The following is a 20921-nucleotide window of genomic DNA, read 5'->3' as shown; positions in this document are numbered from 1 at the left end:
CCGAGCCGGCATGAAGTCCACGTCGAACCGACAATCGCGGAGTGCGATATGACTCTCCGGCATAATTATGCCTCGGTGGTATATTGCCCATTCGGCATATTGTGTCGAGTCGACGCTGCGCATGACGGTGTGAAGGTCAGAGCACGGCAACGAGGCGGAAGCGCTCCAGCACGGCTGGCGTGTCGTCGTTCACGATGAAGTTCGGGTTGCCCAGCCATCCCCGGTAGTCCGTTCCGTGCCAGAAATTTTCGTGCCCTGCCCGCCAGGCGGCCACTGATTCGTGGCCTTCGCCTTCGTCGCGGGCGTGGTCGAGATCGACGTCGCCGAGTCGGCTGACCCGCACCTCGGTCAGTTCGACTACCGCGACCCGCCGGCCTGCGGAGTCGACCACAGCCGCCTGGGTTCCCACGACCGGTAGCGGTTCGCCGTCGATCTCGTAGTCCTGGAGCAGACCGGTGGTGGTGGACTTGGTCCCGTCCAGCACGGCAGCGACCAGCTTGTCGCGCAGCGGGCCTGGGAAGGCGAACTCGAAGGTGGGCAGGTCGGTGGTCATCGGACGAGGGTAGCGCTGCAGGATCTCGACCCTGACATGCCGAGGTGGCCGCCGACAGTCAGACGTCACCCCCGCTTCTGCCACGTCATAGCGCGCCCACCTCACTGTTCTGCCGATGAGAGCACGTCGGTGGATGGATGATCTATCCTGATCAGCGTCGTAGTCTAGTTGGTTTTACTTGATCTATCTAGCGGACTAGGCTAGAGTCCATGAAGCGGGTCGACCTCATCAAGAAGATCGGTGCAGCGGCAGCCAAGGCGGGCAAAGAATTCGTGCTGCTTCGGGAAGGCGGTAGTCACTCGATCTTCAGGTGCGGCGGCGAGAAGATCGTCATACCCCGACACAGGGAAATCAACGAACATACCGCGCGAGGCATCATGAGCGACCTCGATGACCAACTTGGGGAGGACTGGTGGAAATGACGACCTACTCCGTGTCCTGCCGGCGGGTCGGCAACTGGTGGGCCATCAGCGTGCCCGAACTCAAAGGCGTCCACACCCAGGCCCGCCGGCTCGACCAGGTCGCCGCCATGGCTCGCGAGGCGATCGCGTTGCTGCTCGAGATCGACCCGGCCGCAATCAGCATCGAGGTACACCCAGAGCTTCCCGGAACAGTCGTGGCAGCACTGGACGCCCGGCGGACCGCTCGGGACGCCGACGAGAAGGCCGAACAAGCGACCACGACAGCCGTACGGGCACTCCTGGGCGACGGATACACCGTCCGAGATGCGGGTGCCCTGCTGGGACTGTCGCCCCAACGCATCTCACAGATCGCCGCCCAGAACACCACACGTCCCACGTCAAGCGCGGCGTAACACTGCCGGATACAAACTGCCGAACCTCACCGTTCTGCCGCACGGCGGGCGCGGAGGGGCAGTTCAGTCGAACCAGTTGAACAGCAGGTCACCGAGCCGGCTTGGCTGGTGGTAGGAGACATCCCGGCGCTCTTCTTCGGTAAGGAGTTGCAGGTGTCGCTCGTGGAGTGGCTGGTTCAGCTCTGCCGTGGTGGCGACCCGCAGCCCTGCGCGGCGGTAGATCTCCCAGCCGGGGACGTCAACGAACACTGAGTGGATCATGTGGGGATCTTGCTGTTCGGCTCCAGCGACCAGGAAGACAGCAGAGGTGAAGAGGATGCTCAGCGGCTTGTCATCACGCAGTCGCACACCGACCCGGTAGTGGTTTCGGCCCACCGTCGGCTCCTCCACCGACGCCGTCACCACACCGTCGAGCGCCCTGGTGCTGTCATACACCATTGCCAGCCAGGCTGCACCGGCCGTCCGATCCAGGTGCGGTTTGGTAACTCCCGCTGCAGCAGTCGAATGATCTCCACGCAGAGATCATCCGGCATCGCGGCGCAGACGGCGAACCTCAGGAGAGGACGCCTCCACGTGCGTCGAACCCAGCCCTTCCTGCCCGCATCTGCCGCGATGTGCTCTTCAGTGTGGGCGACGGCGGTGCTGGTCACCAGTGGCGTGGTGCGGCGCCCGGTACAGCATGGCGTCGGTGGCTGGCGCCACAGGCTCGGTCGAGGACGAGCTTCTCCTCGGCGGAGTTGTGACGCCGCGGGCTGTTGAAACGGTCAGCAGCTTTTCCGGCGGACCGCCTGCCATGCCGCACCGAGCAGCGTGAGTATCCGGTACAGCGCGTACATTGCCCACAGGGTGGCCAGGACTACGCAGGTGAAGACAATCGCGCTTCCCAGGTAGCGGGTGGTCTCCAGCATCCAGCCACCAGCCAGCACGACCGAGCCCACGACGACGGCCCAGGCCAGGATGCGGCCGGCTTTGGTCAACGACATCCACAGGCGGGCGCTCTCGGCACCGCCTGACACCGGCGGGTCGCCGGCTGGGGACTGCAGGGCGAGGCTGTCGATGTCTCGGGCGGCGGCCCGATCGGCCTCCTGTGGCGACTCCCGCAGCACTGCTGACAGTGCGAGCAGGTCGGCGTGGTCGCGAAGCCGTCCGGTCCGTGGATCGCCGAGCAGCATCACGGCGTGCGGGAATCCGAGCAGCCACGCCTTGCCGTGGCCTCGTTTCGCCCCCGGTGGCAACACCACCGCGTTACCGCCGTGCATGTCGTACCGGAAGGTGCTGTCACCGATCACGTGGATCAGTTCCGTGCCGGCGATCGTCATCTCGGTGTCGACCAGGCCGGTGGCATTGCTGAACAAAGTGACGAACTGAGCGTAGGCGGCGACGACCGCGAGCAGGCCCAGGACCGCGACCACAGCGCCGAGCAGTTCGTACAGTCCCGCCGCGAAGCCGGTGAGCAGCAGCGCGGGGACGACGGCGAACAGGTACCAGCCGACGAACAGCAGGAAGCGCCGCCGGTTCAACCAGCGCTGCGTCCGCACACCCTGTGCACCAGGTGGGAAGGCAGGGAGCACCGGTCCGCCGTTGAGCCGTTGCCGGGCGTCCTCGCTCATCAGCATCACGTTGAGGTGGTGGACCCGTACCTCAAGGCGGTCGCCGGCCAGGCTCGCCAGGTCGCGGACGAACTGCTCCTCCTCGATCTTCGGTTCGGACAGGTCGAACAGCCGTACCGCCGGTCGTCCATCCACGGTGGCTTGCAGGTCACTGGGCGCGTCCAGGCTGACGCTCGGGTCCGGTATCAGGTAGAGCGCGGGAACCGGCCGGCGGTGATTCCGCCCATCCGTCTCCCGGTTCTTGATCACGACCGCTGAGATCTCGGCCCATCGCAGGTCACGTCGGTATCGGCCGATCCGCACCGCCCAGCCGTTCCGGTCGACATCGACCTGAAACCGCTGCAACGCGTACTGGAGTAAGAGGCCGGCCACGAGCAGGACGATCAGCGTCAGCACGCCAATGTAGAGCCGCCCGGACACCGAGCCGCCACCAGTGAATTGCAGGCTCACCAGGTAACCGATGAACCACACCATCAGCGCCGCGAAACCCCCGAAGAACAGGCGGGAGCTGACCGAGCGGCGCAGATTCACCGGCTCATCATCATCGAACCGGGCAACTCTCGACGTCGTCAGCGGCCAGCTGGGTCGCCGGTCCGGCAAAGCCGCTATGCCGTCACGAACCGGAACTGACGACCATGGCATCCCGCAGACCGGTGGTGAAGCTCGTCCAGGAGTACGGCGAGAAGCGCAGCACCGGACCCACCGGGTCCTTCGAGTCCCGCACCCCGACCACGTCGGCCAGCTCTGCGACCTCGACACAGTTGGAGCCGCTTGCGCTGCTGCGCCTGCTCTTCCGCCACACGGCACGGCCGAGGTCAGGGGTGATCATGTGGCACTCCACGTGGCTAGCTGGGATACCCGTCCACCACCTGGGTCAAGAAGTCAGCAGACCTGTCGGGGTCGAGCGCCTTCGCCCGCAGGTGGTCGAACATGAGTCTATGTCGCGCCACCTGCTCGTCCTCTTCCAGCAGCGCGGTGGTCGCGTCGTTGTCGACGTAGACGATCGTCGGGTCGAGCACCGGGTCGGCGTAGTCGAGGATCGTGAACGGTCCGCCCATCGCGGCGTGCGCTCCGGCGGTGAACGGCAGGATCTGGATCTCGATCGTCGGGTGAGCGCAGGCATCGATCAGTCGAGCCACCTGCGCTGTCATGACGGCGGGGCCGCCTACGATCCGTAGAGGCTCGAAGGTGCTGATCGCGGACGCCTCGGCACCGAAGCCGACATAGTCGTCAGGCAGCACATCGCCGTACGCGTTCCACCAGCCCTTCAGCCGGGCCTGGCGGGCGAGCGTGCCCAGCGCCTCGCGGTCCTCGGCCGATGCCCGGTAGATCGTCAGCAGATCGTGGACGTTCTGCTGGGTGATTCGCTCGTCACGCTACTCGGCGTGCTGGCCAGGGTGACTGCCCCGCACGCGATCGGGGACATCGGCCGGCGGGTGGGGCGGTGGGTCATGAGCCGGGGCTGCGAGATGTTGCTGTTCAGCATCAACGACGCGCTCCCGTTCGGGCAGGTGTGCCGCTCCCTGGCGGGTGCCGTCTACGCCCGATTCATCCGCATGGGCCGATGATCGAGCGGCTCGCCGGGCCTCCTTCGTCGCCGGATCGGGCCACCGTGCGTCCACGGTCGCGTTCAGCTCGGCACCGAGCAGCACGGCCAGGGCGGTGAGGAAGAAGAACAGCAGGACCGCGATGGGTGCGGCCATCGGCCCGGTGTCGCCGCGCAGACCGGACGACATGTACGCGCGGAACGCGACGCTGCCGCCCACCCAGACCAGCAGGGCGAGCACCGCCCCGGGAAAGTCCCGCCGCCAGCGGGTACGGGTCGGCACCGACACGTGATACAGCGAGGTCAGGGCGACCAGCGACAGGACGCAGAGCACCGGCCAGTAGCCGATGGTGACCAACCACTCCAGGTCCGGGCCGGGCAGTCCGGCCAGCAGGCGGGCCAGCAGGTCCGGGCCGAGGACGAGCAGTGGCAGCAGGACCGCGCCGATCACCAGGGCAGCCAGATAGAGGCCGAGGGCGAGCAGCCGGGTACGCCAGAAACTGCGTAGCCCACCCATGTCGTAGGCCAGGGTGATGGCGGAGACGTAATTACTGAGTGCAGCCGACCCGCTCCACAGGGCCAGCAGAAGCCCGACCGAGAGCAGACCGGTGTTCTCCTCCAGCAGCGCCGCGACGATCAGCGGCTCGACGACGTCCCGCATCGTCTGCTCGGTGAAGATGCCGTCCGCCCAGTTGAGCAGCGCGGTGGACACCTGGTCGGACGTGTCCACGCCGATCGCTTCGCCCAGTTCGCCGCTGAGGAGCAGGAGCGCCAGCAGCAGCGGGGGCAGCGAGAGTATGGTCCAGAAGCTGGCCTCGGCGGCGAGGCCGTGGATCCGGTCGGCGATCGCGGCGCGGACGGTCTGCATGGCCAGGTCGGCGCCGGTCCGGACATGGTCCCGGGTCTCCCGGCGCAGTCTCTGCCCAACCGCGTCCGGCCACCTCATCGGGGTTTCGTTCCCGCCGACTCCGGACGCCAAACTCCCTGCTCCTGCACGGTACGGCTAACGCCGACGCATCACCGCGACGACGGTGCGGTTGGCCATGGTGAAGCTGGCAAGTTCCCAGCCGATCTGGCCGAGCATCTCGACCGCGCTCATCACCAGCGGAATCTGGCTGTCCGGGGTACCAAGCTTGGCGACCTGCAACACCGCGAGATGCCGGTAGGGATAGGCGGACGGGTCGAATTTCCGGTCGACCACGTCGCGCGCGGTGACGGTCAACGTCTGGCGGATGTCGGTGCTCATGCCCGGCACGGTAACAAGCAGTCCAGGGTGCGGCGTGCCGGTCGGTGGGAACCATCGGCCGGCTCTGATGCCGTCGGCGTAACATCGAAGGGTGTCTCCGGCGCGCTGCATTGAGGACGAAGTCCGCGCCGTATCGCCCGTCAGCGAGGATGGTGAGGCCCGGATGACCTCTGGTCGAGGACAGTTGGCTGACAGGTGTTGGCCGGCGGGCACCGACTGAGACGCCGCCAGCCATGCCGCGAACCTACTATCACGACGGGTGGATCCGGATCACCACGTCGTCCGTGTGGGTCGACGGCCGGCGGTACGGCCTTGACGAGATCAACGACGTCCGCCGCCAGCGGACTGCGGTCCTGGGTCGACGGGTGTGGGTCGCGGTCGGCATCCTGGCGCTCGCCACCCTGCTACTGGCGGGGCGCCTGATCACCAGCATCGGCTGGTGGACGGCCGGCGGGGGGCGCTACCAGAGCCTACTCACCCCGGGACGGGGGAGGTTCGCGCTGGTCGCGGTCGCCGTTGTGCTCGTCGCCCTACTCGGCGTCCTGGGCGGGGCCCTGGCTCTGCACGCGGTCGAGGACATCCGGCGGCATGGTCGGCGGCTGGAGCTGTGGGCCACCATCCGGGGCTGCCGGACGTTACTGCTCAGCACCAATGATGCGGTCCGGTTCGGGCAGGTGTGCCGCTCTCTGGCGCGGGCTCTCGACGACCGACCCACCTGAGTGTGGAGCAGCCGAGGCGTGGCCGCCACAGTCGGGCCGATGTCTGGCCGACGTCGTGGTGCGGTCCGATCACCTTCGAGACGATGAAGGATCTGGCCGAAGGAGGAGTTGGCGTGCGAGAAGAGCTGCGGGTACTGGTCCACTCACCGTCGGCGGCCGTGATGGCGGGCATCGTATCCGTGCTCGGCGACGACCCGCGCCTGGCCGTCATCGACCGCGTTTCCCATCCACGGGAGCTCACCGGCCACGCCAGACGATCTACATCGGACATTGCTGTGGTGCACGGGGTGGATACCCGGCTCGTGATCGCCTGGCGTCGGCGGGCCGGCTGCCCGGTGGTGCTGGCGGTCGATGACGACTGGTGTGGGGCCGAGGTGCTGCGGGCCGCGCGGGGCGGGGTGACGGTGCAGGTTTCGGTCGACTCCGACCTGCGGCAACTGCCGGCCGCCTGCGCCGACGCGTACACCGGGCGGCCGTACCTCTCCCCCGGCCTGACCCGGGGTCTGCTGCTGCACCTCGCCGGCCGCCAGCGGACCGACCAGGTCTGTCCCGAGCTGACCGCGAAGGAGTCGCAGGCGCTGCGGCTGCTGGCGATGGGCAACTCGATGGACGACATCGGACAGCGCATGCACATCGGCACCCGGACGGTGAAGCACCACCTCGGCAACGTGTACCGCAAGCTCGACGTCGCTGGTCAGACGGAGGCGGTTGTCCTCGCGTACAGGCAGGGATTGGTCGCGTAGCCGGCCGGCGGGTGCCCCGGTGGCCGGCGGCGCGGCCGTACCCGGGTCCGTTGTGGCGGAGCGGAGCCGCCGGAAGTCTGGTTGCAGAGCCAGGATGACGACGGGGTCGTCCCGGCGTGACCAAAGAATGGAGAAGCCCATGCGGCGACTCACAGTCCTTGCGACGACTCTCGCGATGGCGGGCGGTCTCGGCCTCGCCGCCGCGTCCCCGGCGCAGGCGGCCTGCGGTCAGATGGATCTCTACCGCGATCCGAGCACCTACGTCTGGCTGAACTGGAGCTCCGGATCGACGTACACCCGGATCGAGCCGCACGGCGGCGTGCTGGGGACGCGCGCGATCATCTCGCGCTACGACTCCGGCATCCGGTACTACTACGGCAGCTTCGAGATCAACCCGCACTCGTACGGGGACGACCGCTCGTACATCTCCGCCACCAACGGCACCCACGCGGGGAACTTCTACGCCCAGGAGGGCGACTCCGGGGTGAACTCGCTCTACAACGACTACAACTACTGCAAGCCGGGCGTGTAGCCACCATGTCCCCCACCATGGTGGGCCGTACCTCTCCCCGACCGGGGAGAGGTACGGCCCGGAACCGACTCCTCCCGCTGCTCGCGCTGCTGCTGGTGGTGGCGGCCGGTTGCGCCGGCGCCGACGAGCCCACCGAGGACCCGTGGCGGCCGGAAGTACTGGCATCGCTCGACCGGGCGCAGACGCCGTTCGGCCGCGACGCGATGCGCGACGGCCTGATCACCGCCGACGAGTACGCCGCCGCGTCCCAGCGGGTCGCCGACTGCGCGCAACTGCACTCCGCCCCACTGGTGCTGGAGGACCGGTACGGGCTCACCATCTTCTCGTCGGCCGACCACAACTACGCCGAGGTGCTCGACCGGTGTGAGACCGGCGATCTCGGCACCGTGCGGTCGCTCTACGAGGCCCGCTACCAGGACCCGAACCGGGAGGGCGACGTCGTCGTCCTGCGGTGCCTCCGGGCGGCCGGCCTCATCACCGACGACCAGCTGGAGACCGCGGAGCCACTCGGCGACCTGCTCGACCGGCTGATGACCGACGACGCGCCCGAGGCGCAGCTCGGTCTGGTCGACCGCTGCCTGTACGACCCCGCGGGCAGGTCGTGGCGGTGAGGCGCTACCCGCGGCCCAGCCCGGCCAGCTCCGCGAGCATCTCGTCGGCCTCCGCCGCGCCGAGCGCGCGGTAGAGGTCGGCGGCCCGCTTGTAGTGCTCGACGGCGTCGACCTGGTCGCCGCGCGCCCGGCCGGCGACCGCCAGACCGCGGTGGGCGCGGGCCTGCTGTTCGAGGCTGCCGGCGGCGGACTCCAGGGCGGCGGCGTGCTGCACCGAGGCGACGTCCGGCCGCCCCCTGGCCCGGGCCACCTCGCCCAGTCCGTTGTACGCGCTCGCCACCCCCGCCGGGTCGCCGATCCGGCCGAAGATGGTCAGGCTCGCCTCGAAGTGGTCGGCCGCCCGGTCGGTCTGCCCGGCGGTGGTGTGGGCGACCCCCAGGCAGTCGAGGGTGGTCGCCTCGCCACGCAGGTTGCCCAGCCGTCGGTAGAGGTCCAGGGCGCGGCCCAACCGGTCGGCGGCCGCCGCCGTACGGCCGCGCAGCATCTCCACCTTGCCGAGGTTGTGCAGGGCGTTCGCCTGCCCGGTGCGGTCACCCGCCTGGGAGAAGAGGGCGAGGGCGCGGTCGAGGTGATCGGCGGCGGCCCGGGACCGGCCGCGCAGGTGCTCGGTCACGGCCAGGTTGTTCAACGCCCGCGCCTCGCCGGTCACGTCGGCGTTGTCGGCGGCCAGCGCCACCGCCTCCTGCTGGACGCGCGCGGCGCTGTCGTACCGACCGAGCCGCCGCTCGACGACGCCGAGGCTGTTCAGGGCCCGCGCCCGCCAGACGCCGTCCTGGCACAGCTCCAGCGACCGCCGGAAGCAACCGGCCGCCTCGTCGAGTTCGCCGCGCCACAGGTGCGCGGCGCCGAGCCCCAGCAGCGCCCGGGTCTCGGCGGCCCGGTCGGCGCGCAGCACGGCGGCGTCCCGCGCGTTGCCGTGGATGCGCAGCGCGTCGGCGTTGTGCCCGCCGTCCAGGTAGCGGTACAGCGCGTCCGACAGCCAGCTCGCCCGGTCGGCCCAGCCGTCCACGTCCCGGGCGGCGGCGGCCGAGGCGAGCAGACCGCGTTCGTGGTCGAGCCACCGGCGCGCCGCGTCGGGATCGTCGAACCGCAGCTCCGGCGAGCCGGCCGGCGGCGCCGGTCGGCGGGCCGACTCGGCCGGGTAGAGCACGTCCAGCGCGGCCGCCGCGGCGGCGAGGTGGAAGTCGTACAGCCGGCGCAGGGCGGCGGCGGGGCGGTCGGCCGGGTCGTCGCCGCGGTCCGCCAGGCTGGCGGCGTAGCGGCGCAGCAGGTCGTGCATGTCGTACCGGTCGCGGCCGGCCACCAGGACCAGGTGGGACCGGGCCAGCCGGCCGACGATCTCCCGCGCGGTGCCGGGGTCGACGCCGCAGAGGGCGGCCAGGGCGTACGCGTCGAAGGTCGACCCCGGATGCAGGCCGAGGAGCCGGAACGCCCGCACCGCCTCCGGCGCCAGCCGGCGCAGCGACCAGGAGATGACCGCGCCGATGCCGCCGGGCTGGGCGCCCCGGTCGAACATCGACAGTCGGCTGTGCCGGTCGCGTAGCTCCGTCACCAGGTCGTCGAGCGGCGACTCCGGCCGGGCGACGGCCAGCTCGGCGGCGATTCGCAGGGCCAACGGCAGGCCGGAGCAGAGTTGGGCGAGGTCGCGGGCGGCGTCCGGGGCCACGTCGACCCGGGGACCGATGAACCGGCGCAGGAACTGCGCCGCGTCCGACGGCGGCAGCGGGCTCAACTCGATGCGGTGGCTTCCGTAGAAGGCCACCAGGCCCGGCAGGCTGTCCCGGCTGGTGACCAGCACCCGGCAGGACGCCGTGCCGGGCAGCAGCGGCACCACCTGCTCCTCGGTGGCGGCGTTGTCCAGGACCAGCAGCAGGCGCCGGTCCGCCACCTCGGTGCGGTAGCGCGCCGTGCGCTGGGCGAGGTCGACCGGGATCTCGTCGGCGGCGACGCCGAGGCCGGTGAGCAGCGCCGTCAGCGCGTCGCCGGCGGGCATCGGCCGGGTGGGGTGGTAGCCGCGCAGGTTGAGGTAGAGCTGTCCGTCCGGGAATCCGACCCTGGCCCGGTGCGCCCAGTGGATCACCAGCGCGGACTTGCCCACTCCGGGCGGGCCGGTCACCGTCGACATGACGAGTGCGGTCGGCTGGTCGCTGATGCCGGACAGCACCGCGTCGAGCCGGTCGATCTCGCGTCGACGGCCGGTGAAGGGGAACGCGTCCGGCGGCAGCTCGGCCGGCACCTTCCGCTCGGTGCGGGGCTCCGGGTCCGTCATCGCGGGGTCCGCAGTGGCGGGGTTCGCCATCGCGCAGAAGGCGTCGCGTTCGCTGCCGCGCAGCCCGAACGCGTCGGCGAGCAGCCGCACCGTCGGCAGGCGTGGCTGCGAAACCCGGCCGGCCTCCAGCCGGCTGATGGCCCGGGCGCTCAGCCCGGTGCGGGCGGCCAACTCCTCCTGGGTCAGACCCAACCGGAGTCGATGCCGCCGTGCGACGCTGCCGATGGTGTCCGAGCCCACCCGGTACTCACGCACTCCCCGCTAGATCACCACCGATCGGCCGGGCCGGTCTGGCGGTGGATGGCAGGAGGAGTCAATCCCCCGCCCTTCTCAAGGTATAGCCGACCGGGGGTCTTGCGGCAAGGCCCACCCTGTGCCGCAGAATCGTCGGCCGAGGCCACCACCTGCGGAAACGGGGACGTGATGAGCGAGCGGTACGTGTGGGGACTGTCCGAGGTCGACCGGACGCGGGTCGCCGAGGTCGGCGGCAAGGGGGCACAGCTCGGGGAGCTGTCGCGAATCGACGGCGTCCGCGTACCGCCGGGTTTCTGCGTGACGACCGGCGCCTTCCGGCGGGTCCTGGCCGGCACCCCGGCACTCGGAGATCAGGTGGACCGGCTGTCGCACCTGGACGTGCACGACCGGCCGGCGATCGAGGTTCTCAGCGCCGAGATCCGCCGGACCATCGAAGGGGCCGCCGTTCCGGGCGACGTGTCGGCGGCGATCAGCGGCGCGCTCGAACGGCTCGGCGGGCAGGCGGCGTACGCCGTGCGGTCGAGCGCGACCGCGGAGGATCTGCCGACCGCCTCGTTCGCCGGCCAGCACGACAGCTACCTCGACGTGGTCGGCCCGGCGGCGGTCCTGCGGCAGGTCAGCCGGTGTTGGGCGTCGCTGTTCACCGAGCGGGCCGTCACCTACCGGCTGCGCAACGGCTTCGACCACCGGGCGGTCCAGCTTGCTGTGGTCGTACAGCGGATGGTTTCTCCGCGGGCGGCGGGCGTGCTCTTCACGGCCGACCCGGTGAGCGGCAACCGCCGGATCGCCGCGGTGGAGGCCAGCTTCGGGCTCGGCGAGGCGCTCGTCGCCGGCCGGGTCAACCCCGACACCTTCCGGGTACGCGACGACGAGATCGTCGCGGCGGCGGTCGACCCGGAGCGGCCGGCGCTCACCGAGGAGCAGGTGCTTCGCCTGGTGCGGCTCGGGCGCCGGATCGAGGCGCACTTCGGCCACCCGCAGGACATCGAGTGGTGCCTGGTCGACGACGACTTCCAGTTCGTCCAGAGCCGGCCGATCACCACGGGATTCCCGGTCCCCGAGGCCGGCGACGACGCGAACCATGTCTACGTCTCCGTCGGCCACCAGCAGATGATGACCGACCCGATGCGGCCGCTGGGCATCTCCATGTGGCAGCTGACGGCCATGGCGCCGATGCACGAGGCCGGCGGGCGGCTCTTCGTCGACGTCACCGGTCGGCTGACCGCACCCGCGAGCCGCGCCGCCCTGCTGGCGGTGATGGGGCGGGGCGATCCGCTGATCAGGGATGCCCTGGAAACCATCCTCGACCGCGGCGACGTCATCCCGACGATGCCGGACCCCTCCCCCGGCGGGCCACCAACCAGCGGGCCACCAACGAGCGGGCCGCCGGCGGGTGGAGCGCCCGGTCCGATCCCCACCGATCCGGGCATCGTCGACGAGTCGGTCCGGCGTAGCCAGGACTCGATCGCCGCCCTGCGGCGCGACATCGCGACGGTGACCGGGCCGGCACTCTTCGACTTCCTGCTGGCGGCGTTCGAGGAGCAGAAGCGGGTCCTCGCCGACCCGCTGAGCATGCAGGCGATCATGGCCGGGATGGACGCCACCTGGTGGCTCAACGACACGCTGTACGAGTGGCTGGGCGAGCGGAACGCGGCCGACACGCTCACCCTCTCCGCCCCCGGCAACATCACCTCGCAGATGGGGCTCGCGCTGCTCGACGTCGCGGACGTGATCCGCCCGTATCCGCAGGTGGTGGCGTTCCTGCGGAACGCCGCGGACGACGGCTTCCTGGCCGAGCTGCCGAAGCTCCCGGGCGGAGCCGAAGCCCGCGACGCCATCGCGGGCTACCTCGACCGGTACGGCATGCGCTGCGTCGGCGAGATCGACATCACCAGACCGCGGTGGAGCGAACGCCCCGGCACCCTGCTGCCGGTCATCCTCGACAACGTCCGGCTCTTCGCCCCCGGCGAGGCCGAGCGGCGCTTCGAGCGGGGCCGGCGGGCGGCGGCACGGAAGGAACGGGACGTGCTGGCCAGGCTGCGCGCGCTGCCGGACGGGGAGCGGAAGGCCACCGAGGCCAAGCGGATGATCGACCGGGTCCGGACCTTCATCGGCTACCGGGAGTACCCGAAGTACGGCATCGTCACCCGCTACCTGATCTACAAGCGGGCGCTGCTGGCCGAGGCCGACCGCCTGGTAGCGGCGGACGTGCTCGCCGACCGGGAGGACAGCTACTACCTCTCGTTCCAGGAACTGCACGACGTGGTACGCACCGGGCAGGTCGACCACCAGCTCATCGGGCGGCGGAAGGAGGCGTTCCGGTCGTACCACGCGCTCACCCCGCCCCGGGTGCTCACCTCGGACGGTGAGGCGGTCGCCGGGGCGTACCGGCGCGACGACGTGCCGGCCGGGGCGCTGGTCGGGCTGCCGGTCTCCGCCGGCACCGTCGAGGGCCGGGCGCGGGTCATCCTGGACCTGGCGCGGGCCGATCTGGCGGCCGGCGACATCCTGGTCACGGCCCACACCGACCCGAGCTGGTCGCCGCTGTTCGTCGCGATCGCGGGTCTCGTCACGGAGGTCGGCGGTCTGATGACCCACGGCGCGGTGATCGCCCGGGAGTACGGCCTGCCCGCCCTGGTGGGGGTGGAGCACGCCACCCGGCTGATCCGCGACGGGCAGCGGATCAGGTTGCACGCGACCGACGGGTACGTCGAGATCCTGTCGTGACGGCGCGCGGGTGGAAACGGTCGACGGCCGCCCCGGCCCGCGCGTGCCGGTTCAACCGTCGACGGCCGCCACCGCCCGCTGCCGGGCCAGCAGGCCGGAGACGCCGTCGGCGCTCATCGGCCGGGCCAGGTGGTAGCCCTGGCCGCGGGTGTAGCCGAGCTCGCGCAGCACGGCCACCTGCGCGGCGTTCTCCACCCCCTCCGCCACGGTTTCCAGGCCGAGCGCGCGGGCGAGCTGGATCACCGCGCGGGCCACCGCCTGTCGGGCGTCGGCGGCGGCGACCAGGCCGTCGTCGATCTCGATCCCGTCGACGAAGGACTTGTCCAGCTTCACGACGGAGGCCGGGAACGCCCGCAGCAGGCTCAGCGACGACTCGCCGGTGCCGAAGTCGTCGAGCGACAGGCGGATCCCCAACCGGTCGAGCGCGAACAGGGTCCGGGAGACCTGCTGACCGCGCAGCACCGCCGACTCGGTCACCTCGAGCACCAGCCGCTCACAGGGCAGGCCGCTGTCGGCGAGCGCGGCGGTCACGTCGGAGACGAAGTCGGGGTCGTGCAGCTGCCGCGCGGAGACGTTGAGCCCCGCCTCCGGCAGCGCGTCCGGCCCGAACTCGGCCGCCCACGCGGCGGCCTGGCGGCAGGTCTCGCGCAGCACGAACCGGCCCAGCGCGACGATCAGGCCGGTCCGTTCGGCGGCCGGAATGAACTCGGCGGGGCTGACCAGGCCGCGGGTGGGGTGCTGCCAACGGACCAGCGCCTCGACCCCGACCACCCGACTGTCGGCCAGCCGCAGGATCGGCTGGTAGACCACCCGGAGTTCGTCGTTGTCCAGGGCCCGCCGCAGCTCGCCGCCGAGCTGCATGTGGGCCAGGATCGGCTCCCCCATCCCGTCGGTGTAGCGGACGAAGCCCGCCTTGCCGCGCTGTTTCGCCGTGTACATCGCGACGTCGGCATCCCGCAGCGCCGAGTCGACGGTGGCGCCGGACCCGGCGGCGGCGATGCCGATGCTGGCCTGCACCAGCAGCCGGTGTTCGCTGATCGGGTGACCGAGCGCGGCCAGCAGTCGGCCGGCCAGCTCCTCCGGGTCGGCGGCGACGCCGGTCAGCAGGACGGCGAACTCGTCCCCGGCGACCCGCACCGGCAGGCCGGCGTCGCCGACCTCGGCCCGCAGCAGCCCGGCGACCGAGACCAGCAGCCGATCGCCGACCTCGTGCCCGAGCAGGTCGTTGACGGTCTTGAAGTCGTCCAGGTCGACCAGCAGCACGGTGGCCGGTTCCGCCGCGGCCAGCGCGGCCGCCAGCCGGTCCCGGAACAGCGCCCGGTTGGCCAGTCCGGTGAGGCCGTCGTGGCTGACCTCGTACTGCAGCCGCTCCTCCTGGAGGCGGGTGCTGCGCAGCAGCCGGGCGTTCTCCTGGAACGCGATGAACTGCCGCGCCCCCACCAGCGCGGTGACCAGCACGGCGGTGACCAGCACCACCCGGACCGGCCAGCTCACCGGCGCGCCGAACGCGACCGCGAGCAGCGGCACGTCGACCGCCAGCACGGCCAGGTAGGGCAGCAGCACCCCGCTGCGTCTGTCTTCACGGCGAACCCCGAGGCTGGCCCGCCACTGCGCCGCGACCGCCAGCGTGGCCAGGACCGGGGTCAAGGGCATCACCACCGCCTGGGCGGGGATGCCGGCGACGTACCCGAACCGCACCGCGAGCACGGCCACGATCCCGGCGGTGACCCCGCCGCTGGCCGCGATGAGGCGGAGCGCGGCCCGGTCCACCGGGCCGCCCGCGACGTACGACACCTTCGTCGCGGCGCCGAGCGCGACCAGGAAGGCGAGTCCGACCAGCGCCATCGCCTGCCGGCTCCACGGTTCGCTGGCGTCGACCATCGGGGCCAGCCCGGCGTAACACAGCAGGGTCGCGCAGCCGAGGAACGCGATCGTGCGGTCGAGCAGGACGCGCCACCGCTCGGTCCCACCGGGCTGCACGACGGGCACCCGGGCCACCGCCCAGCTGGCCAGCAGGAAGCCGGCCGCCACGCAGGCCGCCGCCGGCAACGGCATGCTGCGGGTGCGGGCCTGCGCGGCGTGGGTCAGCATGTCCACCGCCAGCCAGCCGTAGCCGATGGTGATCGCGGCGGTGGCGACGAGCAGCGCCCGCCAGAACCGCCGGGCGACCGGGTCGAGGCCGACGCTGCGGAGCAGGTGCCAGACGGCGGTGGTGACCAGCGCGCCGCCGGCCGGGACGAAGACGTATGCGATCGCCTCGGTGCCGGCGCCGACCGTGAACGACGCCGCGCACCAGGCGGTACCGAGGAGCGCGACGGCGACGGTGGCCGCCACGTACCGGCGGGCGGCGGGGCAGTCCCCCGCGCCGGCGACCTCGACCGCCGGGCCCGCCGTCGGCCGGAGCGCCTCTCCCGTCACGGCCCCGACAGTAGCCTGCCCACTGTGTACGGTGTCTCACCCGAACGTGTGGGGGACCCCGCCGAGCCGTCGATCCGACCGTCGACGGGTGCGCCGGTGGTGACCGGCGCACCCGCCGGGTGCCGGTGGCGCCTCGGGTGGTGCCGGCCCGGTCAGAACGGGCTGAGCACCAGGCCGGCCGCGCGGGGGTCGCCGTCGTGCACCAGCGACTCGAACGCGCCGACGTCGTCGAAGGCGAAGGCGTACGCCTTACCGTCGCGCATGTTGGCGTGGATGATCCGGGCGTACTGGTTTGTCGGGTTGCTGCGGTAGAAGTCGGCGGCGTTCGTGCTGGGCTGGGTGTGGATGGTGCCGAGGGTGCCCCGGTTGAGCGCCGCGCACAGCGTCCGGGAGATCGGCCCGACCACCTGGTCGTTGGGGGCGGGCAGGTCCCCGTCGCAGCCCCAGACGCTCGCCGAGGAGGGGCGGTTGAACGAGGCGACCACCTGGCCGGCGCCGTTGGTGAAGGTCATCACCCGGCCCGAGGTACGCCCGTAGTAGCGGAGGTCGGGTCGGTCGCCGAAGGGCACCACGGTCAGCGTCCGGTTGGTGTACGTGTTCCAGGCGGAGGTGATGTAGGAGTCCAGGTAGGTGGGGCTGAACAGGCCGGCACCGGCGGCCTTGCCGGGTGCCAGCACCCGCAGCACGGTGCCGCCGGCCCGGGTGTGCACGGTGCCCGCCCAGCCGGCCTGGGACCGGATCCCGTTGATGATCGCGTTGCGGCCGTTGGCGACCACGTCGCCGGTCCGCTTCGTCACCCCGTTCGAACCGGTGACGGTGACCGCGTGCGGGGCGGCGAACATGTCCACCTGGGAGCTGTTGAGCCACAGGCCGGCGTCGTTGTAGGTGAACTCGCTCCAGTCGAACAGGATGTCCCGGTTGGGGTCGCCGGCCGCCCAGGGGGCGGGCTGCACCAGGCCGGTCGGGGTGAGGAAGAACTTCAGCTTCTCGGCGAAGGAGAAGTAGACCCGGCCGGAGAAGCCGCGCGGGAACCGGATGGTGGCGGTGCCGCCGTTGGTGGGTCCGGGGATCGAGGCGTCGGGTGCCGGCGACGGCGGGATCTGCCCGCCGGTCCAGGCGATGAAGGTGCCGGCCTGGTTGACGTAGCCGAGCCGGCCGGAGGAGAGCTGTACGCCGATCACGTACAGGTGGACGGCTCCGGCCCGGCCGGAGTTGTTGGTGACGGTGACCGGCAGCAGCGCCGGGCCGACGGCCTGGGCGGCGGGCGCGGCGGCGACCAGGGCGGTCGGGACGGCGGTGGCCAGTGCGGCCGCGATGGCAAGCAGCCTTCTTCGGACGATCATGAGAACTCCTCCGCTCGGTGGTGGGCGGCCTCGACTTCGAGAGAGCGCTCTCAGCGTCCAACTGTAAACAACATTTGTCAATAGATGTACGGCGATGCGGTGACTACTTGGAGTTCGGGCCGATGCCGCCACATCTCAGCGCCGAGCCCACGCCGCCGCCCGGTGGGGGCTGAACCTTGTCGCTCCGCCGGCCACCGGACATAGCGCCGCGAGCAGGTACGCGCCCATCCAGGATGGACCGCCCGTCCTGTTGCCGCGCATACTTCCGCGGTGCCGCACCGATACGAGTACGACGTCGCCGTCACCTTCGCGGGAGAGGACCGGCAGTTCGTTCAAGCGGTTGTCCGGCAGGTCACGGACGCCGGCTACAAGGTGTTCTATGACCAGGACGAGCAGGTCGCGCTCTGGGGGGAGGAACTTACGGAGTACTTCCCGAAGGTTTACGAGCAACGCTCCCGGTACGCGGTCATGTTCGTCTCCCGGCACTACGCGGCGAAGCCGTGGACGAGGTTGGAGCGTCGCAGCGTCCTCGCCCGCGCTTTGGAGCAGCAAACGCCGTACCTCCTTCCCGTCCGGCTGGACGCCACGCAGCTTCCCGGGGTCAGGTCGACCATCAGCTACCTCGACGGGTCCGTGATCGGAGAGCACGGGGTGGCGGCGGCGATCTGCCAGAAGCTCAATGGCGGATCCGCCCAGGGCGGCGGGCTGTTCAACGGCTATGTGCCGCGCAGCGAGCACGAGGCGACGATCCTCGTCGGTGAGCGTCCCGCCGCCTGGGAGTACCTGCTCTTCTCCTACACGCTGGTCCGGGACATCGAGCGGCTCCACGAGAAGTACCTCGACTTCGGCATGGGATTCGCCCAACCCACCGAGTTCGTCAAGGACCTGGACCTTCCCGGTCTGGTGGCCCGGGAGTCGGCGATGATCCAGAGTGCTCTCCGGAACTTCTCTACGGTGCTCTCCGACCGGGTGCAGCGTTCCGCGTTCGGCGCTCCCGGCGAGGCCGGCAACCTCGACCAAATTCTCCACATGGCCAACCGGTACGTCTCCGTCTACGAGTCGTTCATCGACTGGGCCGCCAGACTTCGCGGCTACGCCACTTCGTCCGACGAGGCCCACGCCGTACTACAGGCACTGGCGCTGTTCGCCCACCAGCCCGTCGAGCGGCTGCGGAGCTTCGCGTACGAATACCGGGCCATCGCTGACACTCTGCGCGCGAGGCTTGACGCAAGCGAGAAGGTGATGCTCCAACTTGACGTTGCGCTGGACATTCCTCCGGAGTACTCGGCACGATTCGATCAGGCTTTCAAGTCGTACAAGTGGTCGGTCGGCATCTGAGCCAGAGGACCGCCAGCGTCCGGCCCGATCAGATGTTGGTGAGCCGTTCCATGCTTTCCGGGTAGCGGGCGCCCTGGACCTCGATCTTCGCCGCCGCGGCCTCGATGTCGGCCAGGTCCGCGGCGGTGAGCTCGACCTCGGCGGCGCCGATGTTCTCCGCCAGCCGATGCAGTTTGCGGGTGCCGGGTATCGGCACGATGGTGGGCCGCTGGGTGAGCAGCCAGCCGAGCGCGATCTGCGCCACCGTGGCGTCGTGCCGCCCCGCGATGGCGCCGAGCAGGTCGACAAGCGCCTGGTTGGCCTGGCGGGCGCCGCGGTCGAAGCGGGGCAGGGTGTTACGCATGTCGCCCTCGGCGAACTGGGTGTCGGGGCTGATCGCGCCGGTGAGGAAGCCCCGGCCGAGCGGGCTGAAGGGCACGAACCCGATGCGGAGTTCGTCCAGGGTCGGCAGGATCTCCTGCTCGGGGCGGCGCCACCAGAGCGAGTATTCGCTCTGCACGGCGGTGACCGGCTGCACGGCGTGCGCGCGGCGGATGGTGCCGGCGGCCGCCTCGGAGAGGCCGAAGTACCTGACCTTGCCGGCCTCGATCAGCTCCTTGACCGTGCCGGCGACCTCCTCGATCGGCACCTCGGGATCGACCCGGTGCTGGTAGAACAGGTCGATCGTCTCCACCCGCAGCCGCCGCAGTGAGGCATCGGCGACCCGCCGGATGTTCTCCGGCCGGCTGGACAGGCCGCTCTGCCGACCGTCCCCGTCGAAGGCGAAGCCGAACTTGGTGGCGATGACGACCCGGTCGCGCAGCGGTTCAAGGGCCTCGCCGACGAGTTCCTCGTTGACGAACGGGCCGTACACCTCGGCGGTGTCGAAGAAGGTGACGCCACGCTCGACCGCGGTGCGGATCAGCGTGATGCTGTCGGCGCGGTCGGGTCCGGGACCGTAGCTGTCGCTCAGGCCCATGGCGCCGAAGCCGATGGCGGACACTTCCGGTCCGGCGGTGCCGAGCCTGCGGGTGCGCATGTCGGTGGTCCTTCCACGGTCACGGGATCGGGTCGGAGTGCCACGGTACGCCGGGACACCCCACCGCACGGCGGCACTCCGACCTCCGGCCCGGCCGGTGGACTCAGTTCCCCACGCCGAGGTCGGCCATGAAGGCGGGCGGATACCGGTCCCCGCGCGCCGCCCCGGCCGGCACCGCCTTCTCGATCTCGGCGAGGTCGTCCGGGGTGAGGGTCAGCTCCAGCGCGGGCAGCGCCTCGGCCAGCCGCTCACGGGTACGGGCGCCGACCAGCGGCACGATCTCGTCGCCCTGCGCCGCTACCCAGGCGATCGCGAGCTGGGCGACCGTGCACCCCAACGCCCCGGCGACCCGGCGCAGCGCCTCCACCAGGCCGAGGTTGTGCTCCACGTTGCCGACGGCGAACCGCGGGCCGAGGCCGCGCAGGTCACCGGGGCGGTTCTCCGCCCCGGCACGCCAGTGCCCGGAGATGAGACCACGGCTCAGGACGCCGTACGCGGTCATTCCGATGCCCAGTTCCCGCAGGGTCGGCAGGACCTCCGCCTCCACCGCCCGGGACAGCAGCGAGTACTCGATCTGCAGGTCGGTGACCGGGTGCACGGCGTGCGCCCGGCGGATCGTGGCGGCGTCGACCTCCGACAGGCCGAGGTACCGCACGTACCCGGCGTCGATCATCTCCTTGATCGCGCCGACCGTCTCCTCGATCGGCACCGCCGGGTCCAGCCGGGCCGGTCGGTAGATGTCGATGTGGTCGGTGCCGAGCCGGGTCAGCGAATAGGCCAGGAAGTTCCGTACCGCTTCGGGCCGATTGTCCTGCCCACCGAACTCGTGGCCGGGCCCTCGCAGCGCCCCGAACTTGACGCTCAGCAGGTAGCTGTCCCGGTCCCGGCCACGCAATGCCTCGGCGACCAGCAGTTCGTTGTGACCCATGGCATAGAAGTCACCGGTGTCGATCAACGTGACGCCGGCGTCCAGCGCGGCGTGCACGGTCGCGATGCTCTCCGCGCGGTCGGCCGGACCGTAGGCGCCGTTCGACATGCCCATCGTGCCAAGTCCCAGCGCGGAGACGGCCGGTCCGGTCCGGCCCAGGGTTCGTGTCCGCATGACGTTCTCCTTCGTCGTCGAGGTCGCCACCCACCCTGCGCCCGCCCCAGGCGGCGCGGGAGCGGAGCGTTCATCGT

At 70.9% G+C, this 20921-nt stretch carries 20 protein-coding genes; 8 read left to right on the top strand and 12 right to left on the bottom strand.

Annotated features, from left to right (window positions below; all coding sequences use genetic code 11):
* Positions 1-136: 136 nt before the first annotated feature.
* Positions 137-553 (bottom strand): ASCH domain-containing protein, encoded by a 417-nt coding sequence (locus O7627_RS11045; RefSeq protein ID WP_278093402.1) that lies wholly within the window; start codon positions 551-553, stop codon positions 137-139.
* Between the two features lie 209 nt (positions 554-762).
* Between O7627_RS11045 and O7627_RS11040 the strand changes: the two genes are divergently transcribed.
* Together O7627_RS11040 and O7627_RS11035 are read left to right on the top strand one after the other, a co-directional pair.
* Positions 763-975: a hypothetical protein gene (locus tag O7627_RS11040; protein WP_278092690.1), complete on the top strand. Its 213-nt coding sequence runs from the start codon at positions 763-765 to the stop codon at positions 973-975.
* Positions 972-1367, top strand: a complete 396-nt coding sequence (locus O7627_RS11035; RefSeq protein WP_278093401.1) for a type II toxin-antitoxin system HicB family antitoxin — start codon at positions 972-974, stop codon at positions 1365-1367. The genes O7627_RS11040 and O7627_RS11035 overlap by 4 nt, the downstream gene beginning before the upstream one ends.
* A 63-nt stretch (positions 1368-1430) precedes the next feature.
* Here O7627_RS11035 and O7627_RS11030 read toward each other — a convergent pair whose 3' ends face one another.
* From O7627_RS11030 to O7627_RS11005, 6 genes are all read right to left on the bottom strand, one after another.
* A complete protein-coding gene (locus O7627_RS11030; RefSeq protein ID WP_278093400.1) occupies positions 1431-1805 on the bottom strand; it encodes a hypothetical protein in 375 nt (124 codons plus the stop codon).
* Between the two features lie 326 nt (positions 1806-2131).
* Complete coding sequence (locus O7627_RS11025) at positions 2132-3508, bottom strand: hypothetical protein (protein ID WP_278093399.1); 1377 nt, start codon at positions 3506-3508, stop codon at positions 2132-2134.
* 82 nt (positions 3509-3590) lie between these two features.
* Complete coding sequence (locus O7627_RS11020) at positions 3591-3806, bottom strand: DUF397 domain-containing protein (protein ID WP_278093398.1); 216 nt, start codon at positions 3804-3806, stop codon at positions 3591-3593.
* A gap of 16 nt (positions 3807-3822) precedes the next feature.
* Positions 3823-4218, bottom strand: coding sequence for a DUF5753 domain-containing protein (locus O7627_RS11015; RefSeq protein ID WP_278093397.1), 396 nt, complete (start codon positions 4216-4218; stop codon positions 3823-3825).
* A 135-nt stretch (positions 4219-4353) separates the two neighbouring features.
* A complete protein-coding gene (locus tag O7627_RS11010) occupies positions 4354-5469 on the bottom strand; it encodes a YihY/virulence factor BrkB family protein (protein WP_278093396.1) in 1116 nt (371 codons plus the stop codon).
* Between the two features lie 57 nt (positions 5470-5526).
* A complete protein-coding gene (locus tag O7627_RS11005) occupies positions 5527-5769 on the bottom strand; it encodes a hypothetical protein (protein ID WP_278093395.1) in 243 nt (80 codons plus the stop codon).
* A 233-nt stretch (positions 5770-6002) separates the two neighbouring features.
* Between O7627_RS11005 and O7627_RS11000 the strand changes: the two genes are divergently transcribed.
* From O7627_RS11000 to O7627_RS10985, 4 genes are all read left to right on the top strand, one after another.
* Positions 6003-6488, top strand: a complete 486-nt coding sequence (locus O7627_RS11000) for a DUF6232 family protein (RefSeq protein ID WP_278093394.1) — start codon at positions 6003-6005, stop codon at positions 6486-6488.
* A 113-nt stretch (positions 6489-6601) separates the two neighbouring features.
* Entirely contained in the window at positions 6602-7231 is a 630-nt protein-coding gene (locus O7627_RS10995; RefSeq protein WP_278093393.1) for a response regulator transcription factor, read from the top strand.
* Positions 7232-7370: 139 nt separating this feature from the next.
* The gene (locus O7627_RS10990) at positions 7371-7763 is read left to right on the top strand and encodes a hypothetical protein (protein ID WP_278093392.1); all 393 of its coding nucleotides are present in this window, start codon (positions 7371-7373) and stop codon (positions 7761-7763) included.
* 17 nt (positions 7764-7780) lie between these two features.
* Positions 7781-8374 carry a hypothetical protein gene (locus O7627_RS10985; RefSeq protein ID WP_278093391.1) on the top strand — a complete coding sequence of 198 codons (594 nt, stop codon included), beginning with the start codon at positions 7781-7783 and terminating at the stop codon, positions 8372-8374.
* Positions 8375-8378: 4 nt separating this feature from the next.
* On the opposite strand, the gene O7627_RS10980 is transcribed toward O7627_RS10985, so the two are convergent.
* Positions 8379-10883: a tetratricopeptide repeat protein gene (locus tag O7627_RS10980; RefSeq protein WP_278098245.1), complete on the bottom strand. Its 2505-nt coding sequence runs from the start codon at positions 10881-10883 to the stop codon at positions 8379-8381.
* Positions 10884-11066: 183 nt separating this feature from the next.
* Here O7627_RS10980 and rph point away from each other — a divergent pair, with 183 nt between their 5' ends.
* Positions 11067-13625 carry a rifamycin-inactivating phosphotransferase gene (gene rph, locus O7627_RS10975; RefSeq protein ID WP_278093390.1) on the top strand — a complete coding sequence of 853 codons (2559 nt, stop codon included), beginning with the start codon at positions 11067-11069 and terminating at the stop codon, positions 13623-13625.
* A 51-nt stretch (positions 13626-13676) separates the two neighbouring features.
* Here rph and O7627_RS10970 read toward each other — a convergent pair whose 3' ends face one another.
* Together O7627_RS10970 and O7627_RS10965 are read right to left on the bottom strand one after the other, a co-directional pair.
* On the bottom strand, positions 13677-16043 hold the full coding sequence (locus tag O7627_RS10970; protein ID WP_278093389.1) for an EAL domain-containing protein: 2367 nt from the start codon (positions 16041-16043) through the stop codon (positions 13677-13679).
* 152 nt (positions 16044-16195) lie between these two features.
* Positions 16196-17386 (bottom strand): beta-1,3-glucanase family protein, encoded by a 1191-nt coding sequence (locus tag O7627_RS10965; protein WP_278093388.1) that lies wholly within the window; start codon positions 17384-17386, stop codon positions 16196-16198.
* Positions 17387-17656: 270 nt separating this feature from the next.
* Between O7627_RS10965 and O7627_RS10960 the strand changes: the two genes are divergently transcribed.
* Positions 17657-18724 (top strand): TIR domain-containing protein, encoded by a 1068-nt coding sequence (locus tag O7627_RS10960; RefSeq protein WP_278093387.1) that lies wholly within the window; start codon positions 17657-17659, stop codon positions 18722-18724.
* A 28-nt stretch (positions 18725-18752) separates the two neighbouring features.
* On the opposite strand, the gene O7627_RS10955 is transcribed toward O7627_RS10960, so the two are convergent.
* Both O7627_RS10955 and O7627_RS10950 read right to left on the bottom strand, forming a co-directional pair.
* Complete coding sequence (locus O7627_RS10955; protein WP_278093386.1) at positions 18753-19742, bottom strand: aldo/keto reductase; 990 nt, start codon at positions 19740-19742, stop codon at positions 18753-18755.
* A 103-nt stretch (positions 19743-19845) separates the two neighbouring features.
* Positions 19846-20844 carry an aldo/keto reductase gene (locus O7627_RS10950; RefSeq protein ID WP_278093385.1) on the bottom strand — a complete coding sequence of 333 codons (999 nt, stop codon included), beginning with the start codon at positions 20842-20844 and terminating at the stop codon, positions 19846-19848.
* Positions 20845-20921: the final 77 nt, after the last annotated feature.

The organism is Solwaraspora sp. WMMD1047, assembly GCF_029626155.1.
Classification (GTDB): Bacteria; Actinomycetota; Actinomycetes; order Mycobacteriales; family Micromonosporaceae; genus WMMD1047.
Note: the sequence above shows the minus strand (reverse complement) of the source record. Positions and strands in the feature narration are given on the sequence as shown.

Coding starts and splice junctions, on each gene's coding strand:
- O7627_RS11020 (WP_278093398.1), bottom strand. CDS start 3,806: ATGATCACCCCTGACCTCGGCCGTGCCGTGTGGCGGAAGAGCAGGCGC.
- O7627_RS11000 (WP_278093394.1), top strand. CDS start 6,003: ATGCCGCGAACCTACTATCACGACGGGTGGATCCGGATCACCACGTCG.
- O7627_RS10955 (WP_278093386.1), bottom strand. CDS start 19,742: ATGCGCACCCGCAGGCTCGGCACCGCCGGACCGGAAGTGTCCGCCATC.
- O7627_RS11040 (WP_278092690.1), top strand. CDS start 763: ATGAAGCGGGTCGACCTCATCAAGAAGATCGGTGCAGCGGCAGCCAAG.
- O7627_RS10990 (WP_278093392.1), top strand. CDS start 7,371: ATGCGGCGACTCACAGTCCTTGCGACGACTCTCGCGATGGCGGGCGGT.
- O7627_RS10985 (WP_278093391.1), top strand. CDS start 7,781: ATGGTGGGCCGTACCTCTCCCCGACCGGGGAGAGGTACGGCCCGGAAC.
- O7627_RS11005 (WP_278093395.1), bottom strand. CDS start 5,769: ATGAGCACCGACATCCGCCAGACGTTGACCGTCACCGCGCGCGACGTG.
- O7627_RS10950 (WP_278093385.1), bottom strand. CDS start 20,844: ATGCGGACACGAACCCTGGGCCGGACCGGACCGGCCGTCTCCGCGCTG.
- O7627_RS11045 (WP_278093402.1), bottom strand. CDS start 553: ATGACCACCGACCTGCCCACCTTCGAGTTCGCCTTCCCAGGCCCGCTG.
- O7627_RS11035 (WP_278093401.1), top strand. CDS start 972: ATGACGACCTACTCCGTGTCCTGCCGGCGGGTCGGCAACTGGTGGGCC.
- O7627_RS10965 (WP_278093388.1), bottom strand. CDS start 17,386: ATGATCGTCCGAAGAAGGCTGCTTGCCATCGCGGCCGCACTGGCCACC.
- rph (WP_278093390.1), top strand. CDS start 11,067: ATGAGCGAGCGGTACGTGTGGGGACTGTCCGAGGTCGACCGGACGCGG.
- O7627_RS11030 (WP_278093400.1), bottom strand. CDS start 1,805: ATGGTGTATGACAGCACCAGGGCGCTCGACGGTGTGGTGACGGCGTCG.
- O7627_RS11010 (WP_278093396.1), bottom strand. CDS start 5,469: ATGAGGTGGCCGGACGCGGTTGGGCAGAGACTGCGCCGGGAGACCCGG.